This window comes from Paraburkholderia ferrariae NBRC 106233 (assembly GCF_000685035.1).
Lineage (GTDB): Bacteria > Pseudomonadota > Gammaproteobacteria > Burkholderiales > Burkholderiaceae > Paraburkholderia > Paraburkholderia ferrariae.
The window spans coordinates 165,913-186,237 of record NZ_BAYB01000022.1; the positions used below are offsets into that span (position 1 = coordinate 165,913).

Annotated in this window: 20 protein-coding genes and 1 pseudogene; 7 read left to right on the forward strand and 14 right to left on the reverse strand. The window is 63.6% G+C overall.

All coding sequences use genetic code 11. The annotated features are described in order from the left end of the window. The first annotated feature begins 89 nt into the window (after positions 1 to 89). Positions 90 to 290, forward strand: coding sequence for a hypothetical protein (locus BFE01S_RS44520; RefSeq protein WP_042338272.1), 201 nt, complete (start codon positions 90 to 92; stop codon positions 288 to 290). A 189-nt stretch (positions 291 to 479) separates the two neighbouring features. On the opposite strand, the pseudogene BFE01S_RS43325 reads toward BFE01S_RS44520, so the two are convergent. The 3 genes and pseudogenes from BFE01S_RS43325 to BFE01S_RS22920 all read right to left on the reverse strand — a co-directional run bounded on the left by BFE01S_RS43325 (position 480) and on the right by BFE01S_RS22920 (position 2,482). Next, positions 480 to 1,245 (reverse strand): annotated as a pseudogene (locus tag BFE01S_RS43325) (IS5 family transposase). A gap of 126 nt (positions 1,246 to 1,371) precedes the next feature. Then, positions 1,372 to 1,791, reverse strand: coding sequence for a hypothetical protein (locus tag BFE01S_RS22915; protein WP_028227508.1), 420 nt, complete (start codon positions 1,789 to 1,791; stop codon positions 1,372 to 1,374). A gap of 445 nt (positions 1,792 to 2,236) precedes the next feature. Next, entirely contained in the window at positions 2,237 to 2,482 is a 246-nt protein-coding gene (locus BFE01S_RS22920) for a hypothetical protein (RefSeq protein ID WP_028227509.1), read from the reverse strand. 214 nt (positions 2,483 to 2,696) lie between these two features. On the opposite strand from BFE01S_RS22920, the gene BFE01S_RS22925 reads away from it, so the two are divergent. Continuing rightward, positions 2,697 to 4,274, forward strand: coding sequence for an amidase (locus BFE01S_RS22925; protein WP_028227510.1), 1,578 nt, complete (start codon positions 2,697 to 2,699; stop codon positions 4,272 to 4,274). 68 nt (positions 4,275 to 4,342) lie between these two features. Here the strand turns inward: BFE01S_RS22925 and BFE01S_RS22930 are convergent, their stop codons facing one another. Genes BFE01S_RS22930 through BFE01S_RS39795 form a run of 3 tightly spaced genes read right to left on the reverse strand, consistent with a single transcriptional unit; the run spans position 4,343 to position 6,619 of the window. Then, positions 4,343 to 4,699, reverse strand: coding sequence for a hydroxyisourate hydrolase (locus BFE01S_RS22930; protein ID WP_028227511.1), 357 nt, complete (start codon positions 4,697 to 4,699; stop codon positions 4,343 to 4,345). An 8-nt stretch (positions 4,700 to 4,707) separates the two neighbouring features. Then, positions 4,708 to 5,217, reverse strand: coding sequence for a nucleoside deaminase (locus tag BFE01S_RS22935; protein WP_028227512.1), 510 nt, complete (start codon positions 5,215 to 5,217; stop codon positions 4,708 to 4,710). A gap of 28 nt (positions 5,218 to 5,245) precedes the next feature. Then, positions 5,246 to 6,619 carry a nucleobase:cation symporter-2 family protein gene (locus BFE01S_RS39795; RefSeq protein WP_042338274.1) on the reverse strand — a complete coding sequence of 458 codons (1,374 nt, stop codon included), beginning with the start codon at positions 6,617 to 6,619 and terminating at the stop codon, positions 5,246 to 5,248. Between the two features lie 167 nt (positions 6,620 to 6,786). On the opposite strand from BFE01S_RS39795, the gene BFE01S_RS22945 reads away from it, so the two are divergent. Next, complete coding sequence (locus BFE01S_RS22945) at positions 6,787 to 7,701, forward strand: LysR family transcriptional regulator (protein WP_028227513.1); 915 nt, start codon at positions 6,787 to 6,789, stop codon at positions 7,699 to 7,701. 50 nt (positions 7,702 to 7,751) lie between these two features. Here BFE01S_RS22945 and BFE01S_RS22950 read toward each other — a convergent pair whose 3' ends face one another. Both BFE01S_RS22950 and BFE01S_RS22955 read right to left on the reverse strand, forming a co-directional pair. Then, positions 7,752 to 8,135: a cupin domain-containing protein gene (locus BFE01S_RS22950; RefSeq protein ID WP_028227514.1), complete on the reverse strand. Its 384-nt coding sequence runs from the start codon at positions 8,133 to 8,135 to the stop codon at positions 7,752 to 7,754. Between the two features lie 2 nt (positions 8,136 to 8,137). Continuing rightward, positions 8,138 to 8,728 carry a LysE family translocator gene (locus tag BFE01S_RS22955; protein ID WP_028227515.1) on the reverse strand — a complete coding sequence of 197 codons (591 nt, stop codon included), beginning with the start codon at positions 8,726 to 8,728 and terminating at the stop codon, positions 8,138 to 8,140. Between the two features lie 134 nt (positions 8,729 to 8,862). Here BFE01S_RS22955 and BFE01S_RS22960 point away from each other — a divergent pair, with 134 nt between their 5' ends. After that, the gene (locus BFE01S_RS22960; protein WP_028227516.1) at positions 8,863 to 9,753 is read left to right on the forward strand and encodes a LysR substrate-binding domain-containing protein; all 891 of its coding nucleotides are present in this window, start codon (positions 8,863 to 8,865) and stop codon (positions 9,751 to 9,753) included. 133 nt (positions 9,754 to 9,886) lie between these two features. Then, positions 9,887 to 10,501, forward strand: a complete 615-nt coding sequence (locus BFE01S_RS22965; protein ID WP_218002922.1) for a VOC family protein — start codon at positions 9,887 to 9,889, stop codon at positions 10,499 to 10,501. Between the two features lie 95 nt (positions 10,502 to 10,596). Here BFE01S_RS22965 and BFE01S_RS22970 read toward each other — a convergent pair whose 3' ends face one another. From BFE01S_RS22970 to BFE01S_RS44525, 6 genes are all read right to left on the reverse strand, one after another. Continuing rightward, the gene (locus tag BFE01S_RS22970; RefSeq protein WP_028227518.1) at positions 10,597 to 11,991 is read right to left on the reverse strand and encodes a sensor histidine kinase; all 1,395 of its coding nucleotides are present in this window, start codon (positions 11,989 to 11,991) and stop codon (positions 10,597 to 10,599) included. Further along, complete coding sequence (locus BFE01S_RS22975; RefSeq protein WP_028227519.1) at positions 11,969 to 12,649, reverse strand: response regulator transcription factor; 681 nt, start codon at positions 12,647 to 12,649, stop codon at positions 11,969 to 11,971. The genes BFE01S_RS22970 and BFE01S_RS22975 overlap by 23 nt, the downstream gene beginning before the upstream one ends. 22 nt (positions 12,650 to 12,671) lie before the next feature. Then, the gene (gene tcuC, locus BFE01S_RS22980; protein WP_042338276.1) at positions 12,672 to 13,964 is read right to left on the reverse strand and encodes an MFS transporter; all 1,293 of its coding nucleotides are present in this window, start codon (positions 13,962 to 13,964) and stop codon (positions 12,672 to 12,674) included. 93 nt (positions 13,965 to 14,057) lie between these two features. Continuing rightward, positions 14,058 to 15,047 carry a quinone oxidoreductase family protein gene (locus BFE01S_RS22985; protein ID WP_028227521.1) on the reverse strand — a complete coding sequence of 330 codons (990 nt, stop codon included), beginning with the start codon at positions 15,045 to 15,047 and terminating at the stop codon, positions 14,058 to 14,060. Between the two features lie 41 nt (positions 15,048 to 15,088). Further along, a complete protein-coding gene (locus BFE01S_RS39800; protein ID WP_042338277.1) occupies positions 15,089 to 16,129 on the reverse strand; it encodes an ABC transporter substrate-binding protein in 1,041 nt (346 codons plus the stop codon). A gap of 348 nt (positions 16,130 to 16,477) precedes the next feature. Then, positions 16,478 to 16,657 carry a hypothetical protein gene (locus BFE01S_RS44525; RefSeq protein WP_156967123.1) on the reverse strand — a complete coding sequence of 60 codons (180 nt, stop codon included), beginning with the start codon at positions 16,655 to 16,657 and terminating at the stop codon, positions 16,478 to 16,480. Positions 16,658 to 17,042: 385 nt separating this feature from the next. On the opposite strand from BFE01S_RS44525, the gene BFE01S_RS42020 reads away from it, so the two are divergent. Beyond that, on the forward strand, positions 17,043 to 17,465 hold the full coding sequence (locus BFE01S_RS42020) for a hypothetical protein (protein WP_156967124.1): 423 nt from the start codon (positions 17,043 to 17,045) through the stop codon (positions 17,463 to 17,465). Between the two features lie 60 nt (positions 17,466 to 17,525). Further along, the coding region (locus BFE01S_RS42025) for a DUF4347 domain-containing protein (protein WP_156967125.1) at positions 17,526 to 20,325 on the forward strand (2,800 nt) is incomplete at its 3' end.

A 20,325-nucleotide genomic window follows, 5' to 3' on the forward strand; every position in this document is an offset into this window, starting at 1 on the left:
CGAGTCCGGCGGAGGCGGGCGATGAGCGGGCGGCACGTGACAGGCGCGGGCGGTAGACAACGAACCCCTGGTGCCTATAACGATTTTCGATGTTGGCACCTTTAATGCGTATTCGGGTAACAATCAATATTGCAATCGGGGTGGTTGTACTGCGGTTCCAGATCGGCGTACACGGCCCCGAAGATTTGTACTTCGGGGTATGGGTGGCGATTGAACTGACTGTGGCGATTCTTGCGTATGCTCTGATTATGTATATGTGGCGTCGTTATTGCGGCATGTTTAAAAACTGATGCGCGAACCGTTAAATTATCTACCTTTAAAAAGGTGCAGCCATGCCGATACTGGGAACTAGTACGACATCGCGCAAATGCCCTTAATAATTCGCCACCTCAACGAAGCTGGTAAGCTTGAATAAACGAGATAAACTCGCCGACCGAATAATTAAAGCTGATTGCGGGACGTCGTGCCAGGTGGTGTCGTCACGAGATGGCAATCCACATCATAAGACACCGAATCTGCGCGGCAGCGAGGAATGACGCGCAACGCTTCGCATATCGCGTCGCAATACCGCGCCACCACTTTAAATGCAGAAACGCATTCTCCACCAAGTGCCGCAGTTTGTAGAGATCCTTGTCGTAGGCGCGCTTGTCCTTACGATTCTTGCGCGGCGGAATCTGCACCTGCATGCCTTGTTGTTGCGCCTGTTTCACGATGGCATCGCTATCGTAGCCCTTGTCCGCCAGCAAATATTCGGCCGTCATTCCCTCGATCAGCGGGCCAGCTTGCGTACAATCCGCCACGGTACCCGATGTCATAAGGATTCGGATCGGCATACCATGCGCATCCACGGCCAAATGCAGCTTGGTGTTGAGCCCCCTTTGGTGAGCTCCATATCCTCATTGCCGCCGTGCGCACCTGTCGCGTGCGGATGCACTTTGATATGGCTGGCATCGATCATCAGCCATTCGAAATCGGGCTCATCGACCAGTTATTCGAGCAGCCTTTCCCGGACGCCCCAGTCGCGCCAACGACAAAAACGGCGATGGGTGTTTTTCCAATCGCCGTAGTCCGGAGGAAGATCGCGCCACGGCGGCTGGTGCGCAGAATCCAAAGGACGGCATTGAGAAATTGACGGTTGTCTCGAGCAATGCCGCCCCACTGACCGCTGCGCCCAGGCAAATGCGGTGAAAGCAATTCCCATGCGGAATCGGACAGGTCGTGGCGATGGTAGGCGGCAGATGGCACGAGGCGGCATCACAAGAAGGATTCGCCGCGGATTATCGCAGAGATCATATACTCGCGACGACACTATGGAGAGCGCATCGAATCCCTGTTGCCAGGCAAAGACAGGGGGCAGCGCCCCCGCCCATGTTATTGCCCCTGTTGCTGCTGCCAATAAATTTCGCCGTCTGATGGCCCAGAAGCAGGATTAACGATGCCGCCTGAACGATTGCAGATGCCGTCCAAGCTCAGGCAAGGACTGGCTTGGACATGGGGATGCTTACTGATGTAGACGTTATCCGCATTTTGACTGAGTTGCTCTCGCATTTCCCACAACGGAATAAATTTCGCCTTCCATTCTGGCGCTCCGACCCAATTGTTTGTTTTTATGATCGTTGCCAATTCAGGCAGGAGTTTGGAAATTTCCAGGTCGTATTTCAGGAGGTCCATGGGGGCGTCATGGTCGGCGACCAGGGCCTGATCAAACTTTGTGTCGCCAAACCATTTATTCGTCATGAGAGTCATTTTAGTCAGATTCCCTTGGGCCTGGAGGGCCTGGATCTTGTCCATGCATGCAGGCAAGTTTCCATCGATGAAGCAAACGGGCTGCTGCGAATCCATCGTGGCGCAACCGGCCAATGCAGCCGCGATGGACAGAACTCCTGGCAAGCGAAAGCATCCCATGTCTTTTTACCCTTCCTATGGTGGCAGACGAGATGCTACTACACTCTCCTCCTGCTCCAATGCATACAGCCGCTGAACCCACCATGCCGGCAATGCGCGTGACTACTTGATTGGACTCATACTGCCAGGCCGACTCACCAGGCTGAAGCGACATTCAAGGTATCCGGATGGAGAGGCAGGCTAACTGGATGAAGGCGAAGAAATTGGCGGGTTTTCTGTCGTATCGGGTGGCGATGTGGCGGAGCTGCTTGAGTCTTGGGACGCAGCGTTCGATCCGGTTGCGCAAAGTTGGGGTCTTATGATGGGGATTGCCATCTCGTGACGACACCACCTAGTGATAGTTGACGAAATCGATGATGTCGTTCAGGAACCACGGCAGGATCAGTTGCGTATCCGGATAGCTGGTGCCGACGGTGAGCCTCGGCGGCGCCGACGCCGGCGGGTTGATGCCGTGCAGCAGGTAGGTGTCCGTCTGCGCCGGACCGGCATTCGCGGCTTGAGTGGTCGCTGGCGGCCACGATGAGGCGCATCCGGCGAGGAACACGACGAGGACTGCGGCGAAGCACGAAGGCTTCATGATGGTGGCTCCTGCTGCGTGACTGGCGGCCGCCACGAAGGGCGGTTTGCGCCCGGGACGTGAACGGCCATACAGGGAGATTGTCTGCGATTCGCGGCAGGAAGTCGAATGGTTGGCCGATTCCGTCCGTAGCATGGTGGGTCGAAGGCGGGCATTGTTCGGAGCTTTTTTTTCGGTTAGGCTCGCAGCGCTTCGTTCCTGGTCACCTGTGCTTATGCAAAGACGCCGATTCTTCGCTTCGCTCGCGTATCTGAGCGCGGCCCTCAGTACGCGCAACGCGCCTGCCGCGAACCTGCCCGCCGCGCCATCCTTCGACAGTGCTGCCCCCGAGCCCTCCCTCTTTGCCAGCGCGACGCTGGCGCACTATCTGCGGCGTGTCGAAGCGCTGGATCGAAAGGGTCCGCAACTGCGCAGTCTCATCGAACTGAATCCCGATGCGCACCGGATTGCCGCGGCGCTCGACGCCGAACGGCAGGCCGGCAAGGTGCGCGGTCCGCTGCACGGCACGGTACTCGCGGTGAAGGACAACATTGCCACGGGCGACCGGATGTCCACGACGGCCGGCTCGCTCGCGCTAGACGGCGTCCGCGCCACGCGCGACGCTTTCCTCGTCTCGCGCCTGCGCGATTCGGGCGCGGTCATCATGGGCAAGGCGAATCTCAGCGAGTGGGCGAACATCCGCTCCACGCGTGCGACGAGCGGCTGGAGCGGGCGCGGCGGGCTCACCCGCAATCCGCACGCACTCGATCGCAATCCGAGCGGATCGAGTTCCGGTGCGGCGGCGGCCGTGGCTGCGGGCCTCGCCGCAATGGCGATCGGCACCGAAACTGACGGGTCGATTACGTCGCCCGCGGCGATCAATGGCATCGTCGGCCTCAAGCCGACCGTGGGCCGCGTGAGCCGCGACGGCATCGTGCCGATCTCGAACACGCAGGATACGGCGGGCCCGATGACGCGCACCGTTGCCGACGCGGCCCGCCTTCTGGCGGCGATTGCGGGCGCGGACAGCAACGATCCCGCTACGCTGAAGGCGCCGCCTCCCGACGACTACGTGGCGGCGCTTGACAAGAACGCCTTGCGCGGCGCACGCATTGGTGTGGCACGCGAATACTTCACGGGGCACGACGAGGTCAATGGAGAGATCGAGCGCGCCATCGCGCAGCTTATCGCGCTGGGTGCGACGATCGTGGACCCGGTGGAGCTGCCGAAGGTGGACTATGGCAACGAAGAACAGAGCGTTCTGTTGTACGAGTTCAAGCACGGTTTGCCGCTGTGGCTCGCGACGTTCGCGCCTCACGCGCAGGTGAAGAATCTCGCCGATGTGATTGCCTTCAACGAAGCGCACCGTGCAAGCGAAATGCCGTTCTTTGGCCAGGAATTGTTTGTTCAGGCGCAGGCGCTCGGCGATCTGGACAGCGGCGCCTATCGCCAGGCACTTGCCACGTGCGCGAAGCATGCGCGCGAGGACGGTCTCGATCACGCGTTCAGGCAGCACGGTCTCGATGCCATCATTGCGCCCACCGGCGGCACTGCGTGGCTCACGGACTTCGTCAATGGCGACAGCGGCAGCGACGGATTTTCGACGCCGGCTGCGGTGGCGGGGTATCCGCACCTGACCGTGCCTGCAGGACTGGTGCGCGGCTTGCCCGTGGGGCTGTCGTTCGTCGGGCCCGCGTGGAGCGAAGCGAAACTGCTCGCATACGGCTATGCGTTCGAACAGGCGGCGCAGTGGCGGCGCGAGCCGCAGTTCCTCGCGCAATCGAGTATGCCGCCGTTGGGGGAGTCGGCCTGAGTTGGGTCGGTGGCCAGGCGCGGCGGCGAACGCGCCCGATGCCGGGCGCTACCGTTTCTGTCCGCCGCTCAAGCCCCGCCGCGAAAACACGACAACCCCCACGGTGTCATCTTCACGGGCAGGTGATAGTGCTGTGCCGCATCGGCCAGGCCGAAGCGGTAGGTCACATCGCCCAGAAAGGGCAGTTCCGCATCGGCCATGCCGTGACCGTAATACCACGCTCCCGCTCCAAGCGTGATTTCATAGACCCCGGGCAGGCAGGCCGCAGCGAGCGTATCCAGGGCGCCGAGCGAACCGTTCGCGCCGATGCGCCCCCTGCACAGCAGCACCCGGCCGGCTCCGTCGATGCGTTCCACCTTCACCGACAAACCTTCCGCAACGACGCCGCGAGCGACGTCCACGACATGCAGTGAAATACCGGGCATGGCGCCACCTACGCCCAGAAGCCGTCGTGCGAGCGGGCCGCCTCGTCTTCGAGCAGCGGGCCGGCTACTTCGACATGTCGCTGGCCGCGCGCGAAGACTTCGCGGCAGGGCAGGGAGAACGTCGGGTTCTCGGGGTGCGAGCCCGTGAGGCCGAGCAGGCGATGCTCGGAAAGCGCATAGACGACACGCCCGATGTTGCACCAGTAGATGGCGCCGGAACACATGCAGCAGGGCTCGGCACTCGTATAGAGGGTGCAGCGGGAGAGTTGTTCCGGCGTGAGCAGGCGGGCGGCTTTCGCGGCGGCGGCCAGTTCGGCGTGCTGGGTGGGATCGCCTTCCGGCGGCGTGGAGTTGTTGCCCGCGGAGGCCACGATGTTGCCGTGCTCGTCCGCTACGATGGCGGCGAACGGGTGGTGGCCGTTCTTGCGCGATTCGTCGGCGAGTTCGATGGCGGCGCGCAGGAGCGCCATGTCGCGTTCATCGAGTTGAGCGGGCTGGCTGGTCGTAATGGTATTCATTCGGAATCCTGTTGAAATTGGTTAGGGGTTATTGCGCTTCCGCGTTTGCGTTTTCGTGCGCTTCATGTGCCTCGTGCGTCTCATGCGCCTCGTGCGTTCCGGCCGCATGGTCTTCGCGATTGAGCAGCACGTTGAGCACGATAGCCGTGAGGGCACCGAGGAAAATACCGCTATCCAGAATGAGCTTCGCCGGTCCGCTCACATGCGAAAAGAGCGAAGGAAACGACATCGGCAGAACCCCGACACTCACGGAAACCGCGACGACGATGGCATTGCGGGTCCCGTCGAACCTCACGCGCGAGAGTTCCTGAATGCCCGCGACCGTGGTCATGCCGAACATGACGATGGCGCAGCCGCCCAGTACCGGCCGGGGCACCGAAGCAATCACCGCGCCGAGCTTGGGAAAGAGTCCCATGAGGATCATGATGGCCCCCGCCGATGCAACCACGTAGCGGCTCTTCACATTGGACAGCGCGATCAAGCCGGTGTTTTGCGTGAATGCGTTGTACGGAAAGCTGTTGAAAATACCGCCCAGCATGGTGGAAAGGCCATCGGCGCGAAACGCGTTGCCGAGCGTTTTCTGTGTCGACGGGCGGCCGATGATCGTACCGATCGCCAGCACGTTGCCGGTGGTTTCCGCCATGATAACCAGCATGGCCAGTGCCATCACCAGGACCGGCGCGACGTCGAAGCGGGGCAGGCCGAAGGCGAAGGGCGCGCTGATCTCGAACCAGGCGGCGTCGCCAACGTGCGCAAAATTCGTCATGCCGCAAACGGCGGCGACGATGGTGCCCACGAGCAGGCCGATCAGCACCGAGAGGTTGCCGACGAAGCCCTTGAAACGCGCATAGACGAAGAGCGTCACGCTCACCGTTGCGAATCCCAGCAGCAGGTTCGCCATGGACCCGAAGCCAGGGGCGTCCGGATTGCCGCCGCCCAGCCAGATCGCCGCGGCCGGCATGAGCGAGACGCCGATAATCGTGATCAGGCTGCCGATCACGACCGGCGGGAAAAAGCGCAGCAAGCGGCTGAACACAGGCGCGATGGCAACGGTCAGCGCGCCGGCGGCAATCACGGAGCCGAACACGTAGGCGAGGCCGTATTGCTTGCCGATCATGATCATGGGGGCAATTGCGATGAAAGAGCAGCCCTGGATCAACGGCAGCCGTGCGCCGAACTTCCAGATGCCGATCGTCTGAATCAGCGTGGCAATACCGGAGGTCAGCAGATTCGCGTTGATGAGCGTGACCATCTGCTGCTGCGTCAACCCCAGTGCGCTGCCGAGAATGAGCGGCACGGCCACGGCGCCCGCATACATGACCAGGACGTGCTGCAGCCCGTAGCTGGCGAGTTGCCGCAGCGGCAAGATTTCGTCGACGGGATGAGGACTGCGCTTGCTCATGAACTGTCTCCTGATGTCGTTTTGAAACCAGCCTCGGCGGCGCGGCACCTGGGGAATGCCTGTCCCGGGGCGGCTCGCCACGACCGGGCTGGTGCGCCATAATCCCCCACGCAGGCGATGGATCCAAATCAATATCCATCGATTTTTTCAATAATCAGGGAAGCGCCATGCGCTATTCGCTCGACCAGCTCGAAATGTTTGCCCGGGTGGTGAAGACGGGTTCGTTCTCCGCCGCCGCCCGCAGCCTCGGCAAGACGCAATCCACCATCAGCATTGCCATTGCGAATCTCGAAGTGGACTGGGGCCTGCCGCTTTTCGACCGCACGAGCAAGCTGCCCGTGCTCACGCCGGCGGGCCGCAAACTGCTCAATGAAGTGGAGTTGGTGCTGGAGCGGTGTCTCGACCTCGAATCGCACGCCAACGACCTGGGCGAACTGGTCGAGCCGCGCATCACGCTCGCGATCGAAGTGCCGTACCCGGCGCTGATGCCCGCCATTGCGGATTTCGCCACGCAGTTTCCGAACGTCGATCTCGACATTCGCCACCCCTTGCTGGGCAACGTGGCCGAATTACTCGTGAAGGACGAGGTGGATCTGGGGGTTGCCTTCGCGCAGCCCGCGTATCCGCGCGACCTCGGCTTTTCGCAGATGGGCAAGCTGATCCTCGCGCACGTGGCGCGGCACGATCATCCGCTGGCGAAGCAGAAGAGCGTGAGCTTTGCCGAGTTGCGCTCGCAGCGTCGCCTCGTTTTCAGTGCGCACAACAATACGCTGCCCTCCACCGAGTACCTCGATTCGGCGCGCAGCTGGCAGGCCGAGAGCTATCTGGCGCTGCTCGAAATGGCACGCGCGGGACTGGGCTGGACGACCCTGCCGCGCCAATTGATGCTGCGCGAGCTGGAAAGCGGCGAGTTCGTCGAATTGCAACTGGCCGCCTATCCGCATACCGACTGGCTGGTGGGGGTCGATCTGATCTGGCCGAAAGCGCGGGTGCTGGGCAAGGCGGCAATGTGGCTCAAGCGCCGCCTGCAGGCGCACAAGGTATCGGAGCGGGATCGCAACGGTAACGCTACGACGCTATAGAGGGGAGACATTTGCGCAGCAGGCACGTGGCGCACGTGCCGTTTCCGTGACTAACGCAACTGCTCATCGACCGTCTTCGTCAACGGCGAATCGACGTCGCCCGTGTGCTTCGTCTGCACAGGCTCGATCAGCACGATCCAGCATTCGTTTTCCGCCACGGGGTTGTGCAGCGTGCCGCGCGGCACCACATGCATCGAACCGGCAGGCACATCGACAATGCGGCCGCCTTCGTATTCGATCTTGAGGTGCCCGCGCACGACGAAGAACAATTCGTCTTCGTCTGCATGGTCGTGCCACACGAGCTGGCCGCGAACTTTCGCGACTTTCACATATTGATCGTTGATGCGCGCGACGACCTTGGGTGACCAGTAGTCCGATACATCGCCGAAGGCGGCTTCGATGTCGAATGATTCGGCGAACGGGTGAAGAGGCATGATTATCTCCAGGTCGGAATAACGGAGGCGGCGAGCAGCACGCCCATCGCAAGGTTGAGTATGCGCCAGTGCCGCGGGGTGCGAATCAGCCGCGCGAGCAGTACGCCGAACAGGCACCACAGCGCGAGCGACACGCACGCAGCGATGCCGAATGCGGCGCCGAGCAGCAGTGCCAGTCTTTCCGAGCCATTAGTTAGCATGGCGAAAGATGCTGCTGCACCCACCGTCATCGCCCAGCTTTTTGGATTGAGCCACAAGAGCAGAAAACCGTTGAATAACGTGACCGGCTTCGCGGGGCCGTTGCCCGCGTTCGGCGGCCCGCTTCGCGCGATACGCCACGCGAGCCAGAGCAGATAGGCGGAGCCGAGCGCCCTTACGGCCGTTTGCAGCGCAGGCGCCGCGAGCAGCAGACCGCCGAGACCGAGGGCGGCGATGGCGGCCAGTAAGGCCAGCCCGAGAGCGATGCCGAGCATCAGCGGAACGGAGCGAGCAAAGCCAAAGCGCGCGCCCGAAGCGGTGGCGAGCGTGGTGGCGCCGCCGGGCGTGAGCGTCGCGACGGCGACAAAGAGGAGAAGGGGCAGGATCGAAGCCATCGTGACGGGTCCGGGTGTTCTGGCCCACACTGTACGGCTTGCAGATCCATCGCAAAAGCCAATAATATTGATGCGATGCATTACGCGACCTAATGCGAACGATGCGCGAACGATGAGCGAACGATGAGCGAAGGATGACCCGAAATCTCGATCTCGACCTGATCCGTACCTTCGTTGCCGTGGCCGATAGCGGCAGCATGACCGTGGCGGCGAATCTGCTGCACATGACGCAGGGTGCGGTGAGCCAGCAGGTGAAGCGCCTGGAGGACGTGCTGGACTGCCTGCTGTTCGTGCGCCGTGCCCGCAAGCTGGAGCTGTCCCGGCAGGGCGAGCAGTTTCTGGCCAAAGCGCGTCAGTTGCTGCGCCTGAACGACGAAATCTGGGCCGACATGACCGCGCAAGACCTGCGCGGCAGCCTGCGCGTGGGCGTGCCCTACGATCTCGTGACGCCGCTTGCGCCCGCGATGAAGGCATTCACCGAGGCGCATCCGCATGTGGAAATCTCGCTGGTCTGCGCGGCGTCGCCGGAATTGAACGAGGCGGTGAATAGCGGGCGCGTGGACGTGTCGCTGGTCGAATACGTGGCGAGCGGTGCGGAGGGCGAAGTGGTCCGCGTCGAGCCGCTGGTATGGGTGAAGAGCCGCGACAGCGACGCGTGGCAGAAGCGGCCGTTGCCGCTCTCGATGGTGGACGAACGCTGCGCGTTCCGCCCCGTGGTGCTGGGTGCGCTCGCCGACGAAGGCATTGCATGGCGCACCGTATTCGAAAGCGGCAACCTCGAAGCGACGGCCGCAATGGTGCGTGCGGGCCTTGCGATCACGGCGTGGCTCGAATCGACCGTGCCGGCCGACCTGGAAATGCTCGGGCCGCAAGCGGCCGGTTTGCCCGTATTGCCCTCGTTCGCGATCTGCCTGCGATTACCCGCAACGGTGCTCCCCGCCGCGCAGGAATTCGCACGCTACGTGCGCGAAACCCTGTCGGGCGAGACGGCCAGCACGCGCACGCGGCTTGCAAAGGTCGCGTGACGCGGTGCCGGCGCATGAAGTGCTTCAGGGGTTTGCCGTGGTCAATTCCCCGATCGCGAGCCTCTGCATCGGGGCCGTTGTCTGAGCAGCCGGAGTGTCGATAACAAAAAGCGATTCCCTGAACGCGGGGGCGATGTCGAAGCGCCCGGTCGATCTTCGCGCCCGGGCGTCGGGCGCTGGGCGGCCAGAAGTGGTCGCTCGACACGCCAGCGCAGATCGCCAGCAATTCGCTCATTTGCCGCACTTCGGACTTGCGCAGAATATCCCCTGGTTTGCTATCGTCGAATCTGTCCACGTTGAAGGTGCCCCCATGATCGACCACGTCTATATTTCCGTTACCAACATCGAGAAGTCGCTGGCCTTCTATTCCGAAGCGCTGAAGCCACTCGGCTGGAGCCTGTTCGGCAACTACGATTCCGCTTCGGGACCCGAGGGTGTCCCTGATCTTTACGGCATCGGCGACGATGTGTACGGCAAAGGTAACGCGGTCGGATCGAGCATCTGGCTGCGCCAACGCAAGCCTGGCGAGACCGGCATTTACCTCGGGATCGTCTGCGACAGCAATGGACTGGTCGATGCCGCTTACGCAGCCGCGATCCAGGCAGGCGGCACCGACGAGGGAAAACCAGCGGACCGCACCTACTTCGCCCCCGGCTACTACGCCGCCAACGTCGCCGACTTCGACGGCAACCGTCTTGAGTTCGTACACAAAGCGTGGAATCCCGTGCGGTCTCGGCAATCTGCTTGATTCACCGGTGCCGTCACCACCGGCACAAGACCTCCGGACGCTGGAGGGGGCGAAGACGATGGCGCTCGACGCTCAGGGCCATCGGGTGTATCTCGTCACGTCCCGGTTTGCGCCGGCAAGTTCATCTGCACGCGTAGTCCCTTGCCGTCGCGAGGCGTGCCGAGCGACATCGTGCCGTTGTGGGCGCGCACGATTTCCTTCGCGATGGCGAGGCCGAGCCCGCTCCCTTCTTCGCCCGACGCACGGAAGAACGGTTCGAACACGCGTTCGCGCAGTTCTTCCGGAATGCCGGCGCCCTGGTCGAGCACCTGGATCGTCACGGTGCCATCGGATTGCCTCGCGTCGATGGTCACTTGCGTGCCATCGGGCGCGTAGCGGATCGCATTGTCGATGAGATTCGAGAGCGCGGCCGAGAGCAAGGTTTCGCTGCCGTTCACGACCAGAGGCGGTTCGATCGACACCACCAGTTCGATGTCCTTTCGGCGCGCGGCAAGCGCTAGCTTCTCGACGGCGCGCGCCGTCACCTCGCTCATGTCCACGGCCTCGCCATGGAACGCGCTGTAGTCGGCGGCTTCGGCCTGCGCCAGCATGAGCAACTGGTTGATCAGCGACACCATGGCCTGATTGCTGTGATGCATCGCCAGCAGCGTTTCCCGCACGTCTTCGAGGCGCCCCTGGCGGCGCGCGTACTGAAGCTGCATGCCGAGCAGGGTGAGCGGGGTGCGGATCTGGTGCGCGGCATCGGCGATAAAGCGGCGCTGCGTCATGGCCTGACGCTCGATCACGTCGAGGCACGCGTTGAAGGCCGCGATGAGCGGCTGCAACTCGGCATGCACGTCGGCGGTATCGATGCGCACGCGGCCAGGCGTCGGACGGCCCGCGAGCCCGGCGGCGAGCCGCGAGAGCGGGCGCAGTTCGAGCGTGAGGCCGAGGCTCACCAGCACCATGGCTGCCGCAATGCTGCCGAGGATGTACGCGAGTTGCGGCTTCCAGAGCGATGCAATCATGGCGTCGCGGGCGATCTGCGTGCGGCCGACCGACACCACCACGTCGATGGTGCGGCCCGCATCGTACATGGGGCGCACGAGCGAAACCGCGCGGATCGGCGTTTGCAAAACGCGTGCGTCGTACCAGTCCGGCGATCCGGCGGCAAGCGGCAGGGAAAGATGCGGGGGAGGAAAATCGGACGTGCCGGCGATCACGGCGCCGCCCGCCACTTCCACGCGGTAGAACACCTGATCGCCCTCAGGTGTGCCAACGATCTGGATCGTGCTGGGCGAAACGGACGCGACCAGCGTGTCGCCGTTCCAGCGCACGTCGGCTGCCATCACGCGCGCGGCCGCGAGGAGTGCGGCATCCTGCAAAAGATCGGCGGTGCGCTGCGCATTGGCATGCGTGAGCCAGCCCGCAACGAGGCTGAACGCCGTCATCGGCACGATGAGCCAGAGCAGCAGCCGCGCCCGCAGACTACGTTCGCGGCGCTTCTTCATGTTCGAGCAGGTAGCCTAGCCCGCGCAGCGTGATGATGGCCGCGGTGCTTTTCTCGATCTTCTTTCTGAGGCGCGAGACGTAGATTTCGATGGCGTCGCCGCTCGGCGGCGCATCGCCGTCGTTGACGGCCCCGGCCAGCACCGCCTTCGACACGGTACGGCCCGCCTGCAGGATCAGCGCTTCGAGCACGGCATGCTCGCGCGGCGTGAGCGAGAGCGCTTCGTCGCCGACGAAGAATTGGCGCCGGTCCATGTCGTAGAGCAGCGTGCCGCAGCGGATGCGGTTCGTGCGCGCCGGCGCATGGCGGCGCGCCAGCACCTTGATGCGGGCCACCAGTTCGCGGTCGTCGAACGGCTTGACCACGTAGTCGTCGGCGCCCGCGCTCAGGCAGATGACCTTTTCGCCCACGTCGCCCGTGGCGGTCAGCACCAGCACGGGCGTTTCGTTGGCGTGCTCCCGCATGCGGCGCAGGAGCGCCTTGCCGGACATGCCAGGCAGGTTCAGATCGAGCAGCACGACGTCGTAGCGCGCATCGTGCAGGATGGCCTCGGCGGTTTCGCCGTCGGGCGCGTGCTCGACGAGGAAACCCTCGTCGGCCAGCATCTTCGAGAGCCAGTGCGCGAGCTGCGGGTTGTCTTCGATCAGCAGGAGTCTCATCGGGCAGAAAAGTGCAGAAGAATCAGGCCGCCTCGTAACGATTGCGCGCCCGCTGCGAACGGTAGATTACCAGCGTCGCCACCGCGCCGCACAGTCCGGCGAGTCCCATCCACGCGCCCGGTGCGGCCTTGTCGCCGGTGATATGGATGAGCCAGGTCGAGATGGCCGGCGTGAAGCCGCCCACCAGCGTCGCGAGGCTATAGGCCATCGAGAAGCCCGTCGTGCGCACGTGCGCCGGCATCAGTTCGGTGAGGGCCACGACCATCGCACCGTTGTACCATGCGTAGAGCACCGAGAGCCACAGTTGCACCAGCAGCAGCCGTTCGAAGGAGGGCGCCGCCACGAGCCACTGCATCGCCGGATACGAGGTCAGGATGGTCAGCGCGGTGAAGATCAGCAGGATGGGGCGCCGCCCGATGCGATCGGAAACGGCGCCGGAGATGGGCAGCCAGATCAGGTTCGAGATCCCCACGCACAGGGTGACGATCAGCGAATCGAGGGCGGAAAGATGCAGGACGGTCTTGCCGAACGTGGGCGTGTACGTGGTGATGAGGTAGAACGAGGCGGTGGTCATCACCACGAGCCCCATGCCTGCGACGATCAGCCCGGCATTGCCGAGCATGGACTTCATGATCTCGCCCATGCTGGGGTGATGCTTGCGCGCGGCGAATTCGTCGGTTTCGCGCAGCGTGCGGCGAATCAGGAACAGGAACGGCACGATCAGGCAGCCGATCAGGAACGGCACGCGCCAGCCCCATGCGGTTACCTCGCTCGCCGGCAGAAGCTGGTTGAGCAGCACGCCCAGGGCCGCCGCGAAGATCACGGCAACCTGCTGGCTGCCCGACTGCCACGCGCAGAAAAAGCCGCGTTTGCCGGGCGGCGCGATCTCCGCCAGATAGACCGAGACGCCGCCCAGTTCCACGCCTGCGGAAAAGCCCTGGAGCAGGCGCCCCAGCAGCACGACGATGGGTGCCACGATGCCGATGGTGGCGTAGCCCGGCACGAAGGCAACGCAGGCGGTGCCGATCGCCATCAGCGAGAGCGAGAGAATGAGACCCTTGCGGCGTCCGTGGCGGTCCACGTAGGCGCCGAGCACCAGCGCGCCGATGGGGCGCATGACGAACCCCGCGCCGAACACCGAGAGTGCGAGCAGAAGCGACACGAATTCGCTTTCCGCGGGGAAGAAGGTGCGAGCGATGGCGCTCGCGTAATACGCGTAGACGGTGAAGTCGTACATCTCGAGAAAGTTGCCGCTGACGACGCGGAAAACCGACCGGAAGTGCGATTCGGGACGACGTGCGCTAGATGGTTCCATGATGCCCTCTTGTAACGTAAGGACGAGTCTCGACAACCGGCGCACGAGGCGCGCGCCGGGCAGATTGTTCGCAGTGCTAAAGGGGAGGCGCAGCTAGCCGATGTCCATCACGGCCTTGCCTGCCTGGCGGCGTTCTTCGAGCGCGGCGTGCGCGGCCTCGACGGTATCGAGCGTGTAGCGCCCGTTGATCTCGATGTGCAGCGCGCCTTGTGCGATGGCTGCGAATACGTCGTCGGCGCGGCGCTGTACCGTTGCTGCGTCGGCAATGTGATCGGCGAGCCTCGGCCGCGTGAGAAACAGCGAGCCCGCTTCGCCGAGTTCGTACGGATCGAGGTCGCGAATGGGGCCGGTGACCGAACCGTAGTTCACGACGAGACCGCGCGTGCGTGTGGCCCGGAAGCTGTCGCGCAGCGTGGTGTGGCCCACGGCGTCGAACACCACGTCCACGCCTTTGCCGTGCGTAAGTTCGCGGATGCGGTCCGCAAAGCCGCCGTCTTCGTACATGAGCACGTGATCGGCGCCGCGCGCCTGCGCGATGGCGGCTTTTTCGGGCGAACTCGTGGTGGCGAACACCGTGGCGCCGCGCCGCTTCGCAAGCTGGACCAGCAACTGGCCGATCCCGCCCGAAGCGGCATGCACGAGGCAGGTATGGCCCGCTTCGATGTGCGCGACGTCGTCCAGCAGATAGTGCGCGGTCGAACCCTGGAAGATCGCGGCGGCCGCAACGTCGTAGGCAATGCGCGCGGGCAGCTTCGCCAGACGCGCGGCCGGCACCACCGCGTAGTCCGCATAGGCGCCCCACGAGATGCACCACGCCACCCGGTTGCCCGTGCGCAGCGACGTCACGCCCGCGCCCGTTTTCACCACCTCGCCCGCGCCTTCCATGCCGAGCGTGCACGGCAGCCGCACAGGGTAGGTGCGCGAATCGCGATACTTGCCTTGCCGCGTGTGTACGTCCATGAAGTTGATGCCCGCGCACACCACGCGCACCAGCACTTCACCCGGCCCGGGTTGCGGAATGTCGATCTCGACGCGCCGCAGCACTTCGGGGCCGCCGTATTCGTGTATCTGGATGGCTCGCATGAGACTGTCTCCGGACGGGATAGGAAATACGCTGGCGCAGGTCAGCGCGCGCTTGCGCCGTTGCGGCTTGCTGCGTCTGCGTCCGTGGACGGGGTCTCGACGAAGCGGTTGGTGTAGGTCCGCGCAAGATCGATGTGACGCGGCGACACTTCGGGATCGACTTGAGCGAGCACGGCGAGCACGGCCGGCGGCCCCTTCTGCGGCATCGCCCCGGTCGGCGAATACGCGGGCCGCGCCGCAGCGAGGGCCTGCTGATAGAGCGCTTTGTCGCTGCCGCGTATCGTTGCGGGCACAACGGCGGCGATCTCCGCGTCGCTGTGCGTCCGGATGAAACGCAGCGCGTCGCGTACGGCGCGCACCAGCCGCGCGGTTTCGTCCCGATGGGCGTCGATCCAGTCGCGCCGCATGTAGACACAGGCGCCGACATAAGGGCCGCCTAGCTGCGACTGCGTATCCTGCATGCTGCGCAGATCGACGAGGGGCCGCACTTCATGGCGCGTCAGCATGCGCGTGGCGGTGGGCTCTTCGATCATCCCCGCATCGACGCTGCCATCGACGATAGCCTGCTCGAACGCCGCTTCGCTTGCGAGCGGCACGAGCGTGTAGGCCCCGGGTGGCACGCCGGCGCGCTCCACGAGGTAGCGCGTCAGGACATAGGTCGAAGATCCGAACCCGGTTACGCCCAGACGGCGGCCGCGCGCGTCGGCGAGAGTTCGCATGGTGCTGTCGCTGCGGGCCAGTTCGATGAGGCCGGCCGACTGCGCCAGCACGATGACCGACTGCACGTCCATGCCGCGGCTTTGCAGCGTGATGGTGTGGTCGTAGTAGCCGACCGCGCCCTGGATTGCGCCCGCAACGAGTTCGGTGGATGTGTCGATGCCGGCCGGTGCGGAGACGATGCGCACATCGAGCCCTTGCCGCCGGAAGTAACCCAGCGTGTCCGCGAGCACGACCGGCAGGTACACGAGCTTGGCGGCGCCGCCCGTCATCAGCACGATCGGCTGCGCATACGCGGCCCGCGCCGCGGTGAGCGTGATGAAGCACAGCAGTGTGCAGATCAGCGGTCCTGCCCGGCGCGGCATTCCAGTCTCCTTGTGTACGGGAAGCGCCCGTCGATGCGGGCGTCGGCATGCGGGGCAGTATAAGGAAGCCCGCCCTTCTGATCGCTTTCCGCGGGCGCGCTGTTTTCTAAGTGATTTCCCCAGCCCGACTGCGTCCACGGGGGCGACCGCGCAAGGCGTGCTTCGGGGAGATGGCGGGCGCTGACGCGGTATCGATTTACCCCCGGAGACTTAACCTGGACCTCGGGTATCCGGTTTGCATTAATTCGTGTCTGCGTCAAGGTGCTGAGTTGATTTTTCTTTGGTAGGAAATCGCTCCGGGAGTCGCCGCTGAAATTGCTTTAATCCGCATGATTTATCGGATGACGGTCAAAAAGGGCTTGTTTGTAATTCTTTGAAATATTGCAAATTCCTTTCTATTTTGATGCCGCTTCCCTGCTCAGGCCGATAGTAGCGGGGGAAAAGCTTACCGTTCATATTGGAAAGCGATTGCGGGATTTCCAATGAAAGTATTTTGTATGAAATGAGGTGTTGGGTTTCGTTAACCACGATTGCGCCGTCATACCGGGTCGTTTACGATCCGCGAGAGTCAGCGCTGAACGATTATTGACGGAGCCGTATTAGCTGTATTCGGTATCGAATAAGCAATGAGAAATTGCACGGTCGATTTATTCCGCCCGCCCGCTGCCGATCCCGGTTTTTCCCTTGACGACGTAGTGTTGAACGGCGCAACGCCGGTTGAGCGGATGCGGCGGGAAGCCGAGCCGTTCTGCGATGAGTTGACGTGATGTGACGTTGTAGCGCCGGCAGGGTTTATGGCCGGCGAAGCAGGGCGGCCGATCGAGTCGGCCAGTAACGCATAACAAAACGCATTGAATAATTAACGCATAAACATGCACCGGGATGTTTTCATCCCTGCAGACCGGGGGCCAGAGTGAAGCCAGTACCCACCCATGCCGCGCTTGTTGCGGCAATCGGGCAGCGGTTCGTGCTCGTCGCATCCGACGAGCCTTCCGCCGATGCGCGTCTTGCCGCCTCGCCGCCCGGCGTGCCGATGGACGAAAACTACGTCCGCTTCCCGGCCATTTTCGAACTTCCCCCGGCATCCACTTTCCCCAGGACGTATTTCGCATCGCGGCCCTCGGGCCGGACAACGGGGACCGCCGCGATTTCGATTCCGGCCACTTTGGCCACGGCGAACACCACGCTCGCGCCGTTCAACGCGCCGGTCACGACTTCGGCGCCGGCGGTGCAAGTCGGTCCGGCGGCCCTTGGCGAGTCGTTCTCGCTGCGCAATCCGTACCTTGGGCTCACCTGCATCATCGCGCTGCAGGGCATGTACCCGACCCATTCGTAGGCAGCACCGCGACGCCGGTGCCTGCGGGCGCCGGCGGCCAGCTTCGGAGACATTTCAACCATGAGACTCGCCCGACAATTCCGCAAGTGGTTCGCCGCACGGCCGGCGCCGCGCGCACCGGCCGTCGCGCCCGCTCCGCTCCTGCTCGCGCTCGAACCGCGCATCGTCTATGAGGCTTCGGTGGCGGCGTTGCCCGTTGCCCGTCATGGAGAGGCGAGTCACCATCACGAAACCTGGGAGGCGCAGAAAACGTCTTCGCCCATCGTCCCGGGCGAGGGTGTGACGCCTGGCAACAACGTCGGCGGTGCCTCGGGTCATACGGCGAGCGGGCAGGGCCACAAGACGGCGCTCGCGAACGGGGTCCAGCGAGGTACGCAGACCGAAAACGAAGTCGTGTTCGTCGATACGAACGTGACCGACTATCAGGAATTGCTGACCGGGCTGCCGGCCAACGCGAAGGTCGTTCTGCTGAACCCGGATAGCAACGGCCTCGAGCAGATCGCGCAGTATGTGGAGCAGCATCGCGGCATCGACGCCATCAATCTGATTTCGCACGGTGCGCAAGGGCAGGTGCAGGTGGGCAACGTGCTGCTCGATCAAGGCGACCTGTCGCAGTACAGCGCGGTGCTCGCGCAGATCGGCGCGGCCATGAAGCCGAACGGCGACCTCCTGATCTACGGCTGCGATGTGGCCGCCGGCAGTGACGGCGCGGCGCTCGTTCAGCAGATTTCGGCACTTTCGGGCTTGAACGTTGCGGCCTCGACGAACCTGGTCGGCTCGGCTGCGTCAGGCGGCGGCTGGACGCTGAATTACGAAGTGGGCGACGTGCATACGCCGGTGGTGCTCTCCCGTGCCGCCGAGCAAGGCTACCAGTACGTGTTGTCGGAGACCGTCGAGGATTTCACGAATCCGGACGACAACAGTTACGACTCCGGATCGACTGCCTCATTCACGCTTGACGGTATCACCTATACGATCACCAAGACCGGCCCGCTGGCGGACAATACTGTGACGCAGGACCCGAACCTGCAGGTGCTGCCCGACGAAAACGGCACCGATAATGCGCTCTTGTTCGACGAGGACGGCACGGGCGGCATCTCGTCGATCACGATCACGATGGCCGACGGCAAGGCATTCAACATCGAGAGCCTCGATTTCGACGGCATAGCCGATACCAACCTGACTTTCGTGGGAAACCTCGCGAGTGGAGGAACGGTTTCGACGAGTATCGTTTCGAACGGCAGCTTCGTCACGCAGACCGTCGATCTTTCGACGGCGGGTTTCTCGGACGTGACGAGCCTCGCGATCGAGGGCGGCAATCTCATGCCGACGCTCGGCCATATCGTCTACAACGAAGTCGCGGCGCCGACCGTGACCACGACGGGCGGCGCGACGACTTTCACGTCGGCCGATAGCGCCTCGGCCACGCCGGTCGCAGTCAATTCTGGGCTGACTCTCTCGGACTCCGAATCGTCGACCCTGGCCTCGGCGACGGTGGCGATTACCGGCAACTTCCACAGCGGCGAAGACGTGCTGGAGTTTACGAACACCAGCAGCGCGACGTTCGGCAATATCGGGGCTTCGTACAACGCGGGCACCGGCATACTGACGCTGACCTCGAGCGGTGCGACTGCCACCCTCGCCCAATGGCAGGCGGCGCTCGATGCCGTGAGCTATCTCGACATCGCAGCCGCCCCGAACACGTCTGCGCGTACGATCAGTTTCTCGGTCTATGACGGGATTACGTCGAGCACGCCGGTCACGAAGACCGTCGATGTCGATTCGCGGCCCATCGTGACGACCTCGAGCGGCACAACGAACTACACGGACGGCGCGAGCGCCACGGCCGTGGACAGCGGCCTGAGCGTAAGCGACCCGAGCAAGGGCACGCAGGCCTCCGCTACCGTGTCGATCACGAGCGGCTACGCGACGGGCGACACCCTTGCGTTCACGAACACGAACAGCACGACCTTCGGCAACATCACGGCCTTGTACAGCAGCGGCAGCGGCGTGCTGGCACTCACCTCCGCGAGCGACTCGGCCACAGATGCGCAATGGACGAACGCGCTCGACGCCGTCACGTTTTCGAGCACGGGCACGACCCACGGCGATCGCACGATCTCGTTCGCGGTCAACGATGGCACCACCAATAGCGTGAGCGCCACGAAAACCGTCGACGTGGTCGATGCGGCACCGGTCATCACGACGACGGGCGGCACGACGAGTTACGTCGGCGGCGCGGCGGCCGCGGACGTGAGCGCCGGGGTAACGGTCAGCGATTTCGACAACACCACGCAGGCGTCGGGCATGGTGTCGATCACGAGCGGCTTCAACAGCGGCGACACGCTCTCGTTCACGAACACGAATGCCACGCAGTTCGGCAACATCGTGGCATCGTACAACGCCGGTACGGGCGTGCTGACGCTCACTTCGTCGGGTGCAACGGCCACCGATGCGCAATGGGCCGATGCCTTCAATGCGGTGACATTCGCGAGCACGAGCACGAGTTACAGCAACCGCACGATTTCCTTCGTCGTCAACGATGGCACCGAGAGTAGCGCAGCGGCAACGAAAACGGTGGACGTCATCGATCCCAACCCGGTCATTACGACCGACTCCGGCTCGGCCGCGTTCGTCGCGGGCGACAACACGGCTTCGACGCCGGTGGCGATCGATTCGGGGCTGACGCTCACGGACGCGGGTACGTCCACGTTTTCCTCGGCGACGGTGGTGGTCACCGGTAATTTTCATAGCGGCGAGGACGTGCTGGCGTTTACGAACACCAGCAGCGCGACGTTCGGCAATATCGCGGCTTCGTACAACGCGGGCACCGGTGTGCTGACGCTAACCTCGAGTGGTT

Excerpts from the sequence above, each read along its gene's own strand:
- BFE01S_RS44520 (WP_042338272.1), top strand. The coding sequence starts at position 90 with ATGTTGGCACCTTTAATGCGTATTCGGGTAACAATCAATATTGCAATC.
- BFE01S_RS22915 (WP_028227508.1), bottom strand. The coding sequence starts at position 1,791 with ATGGACAAGATCCAGGCCCTCCAGGCCCAAGGGAATCTGACTAAAATG.
- BFE01S_RS22920 (WP_028227509.1), bottom strand. The coding sequence starts at position 2,482 with ATGAAGCCTTCGTGCTTCGCCGCAGTCCTCGTCGTGTTCCTCGCCGGA.
- BFE01S_RS22925 (WP_028227510.1), top strand. The coding sequence starts at position 2,697 with ATGCAAAGACGCCGATTCTTCGCTTCGCTCGCGTATCTGAGCGCGGCC.
- BFE01S_RS22930 (WP_028227511.1), bottom strand. The coding sequence starts at position 4,699 with ATGCCCGGTATTTCACTGCATGTCGTGGACGTCGCTCGCGGCGTCGTT.
- BFE01S_RS22935 (WP_028227512.1), bottom strand. The coding sequence starts at position 5,217 with ATGAATACCATTACGACCAGCCAGCCCGCTCAACTCGATGAACGCGAC.
- BFE01S_RS39795 (WP_042338274.1), bottom strand. The coding sequence starts at position 6,619 with ATGAGCAAGCGCAGTCCTCATCCCGTCGACGAAATCTTGCCGCTGCGG.
- BFE01S_RS22945 (WP_028227513.1), top strand. The coding sequence starts at position 6,787 with ATGCGCTATTCGCTCGACCAGCTCGAAATGTTTGCCCGGGTGGTGAAG.
- BFE01S_RS22950 (WP_028227514.1), bottom strand. The coding sequence starts at position 8,135 with ATGCCTCTTCACCCGTTCGCCGAATCATTCGACATCGAAGCCGCCTTC.
- BFE01S_RS22955 (WP_028227515.1), bottom strand. The coding sequence starts at position 8,728 with ATGGCTTCGATCCTGCCCCTTCTCCTCTTTGTCGCCGTCGCGACGCTC.
- BFE01S_RS22960 (WP_028227516.1), top strand. The coding sequence starts at position 8,863 with ATGACCCGAAATCTCGATCTCGACCTGATCCGTACCTTCGTTGCCGTG.
- BFE01S_RS22965 (WP_218002922.1), top strand. The coding sequence starts at position 9,887 with ATGTCGAAGCGCCCGGTCGATCTTCGCGCCCGGGCGTCGGGCGCTGGG.
- BFE01S_RS22970 (WP_028227518.1), bottom strand. The coding sequence starts at position 11,991 with ATGAAGAAGCGCCGCGAACGTAGTCTGCGGGCGCGGCTGCTGCTCTGG.
- BFE01S_RS22975 (WP_028227519.1), bottom strand. The coding sequence starts at position 12,649 with ATGAGACTCCTGCTGATCGAAGACAACCCGCAGCTCGCGCACTGGCTC.
- tcuC (WP_042338276.1), bottom strand. The coding sequence starts at position 13,964 with ATGGAACCATCTAGCGCACGTCGTCCCGAATCGCACTTCCGGTCGGTT.
- BFE01S_RS22985 (WP_028227521.1), bottom strand. The coding sequence starts at position 15,047 with ATGCGAGCCATCCAGATACACGAATACGGCGGCCCCGAAGTGCTGCGG.
- BFE01S_RS39800 (WP_042338277.1), bottom strand. The coding sequence starts at position 16,129 with ATGCCGCGCCGGGCAGGACCGCTGATCTGCACACTGCTGTGCTTCATC.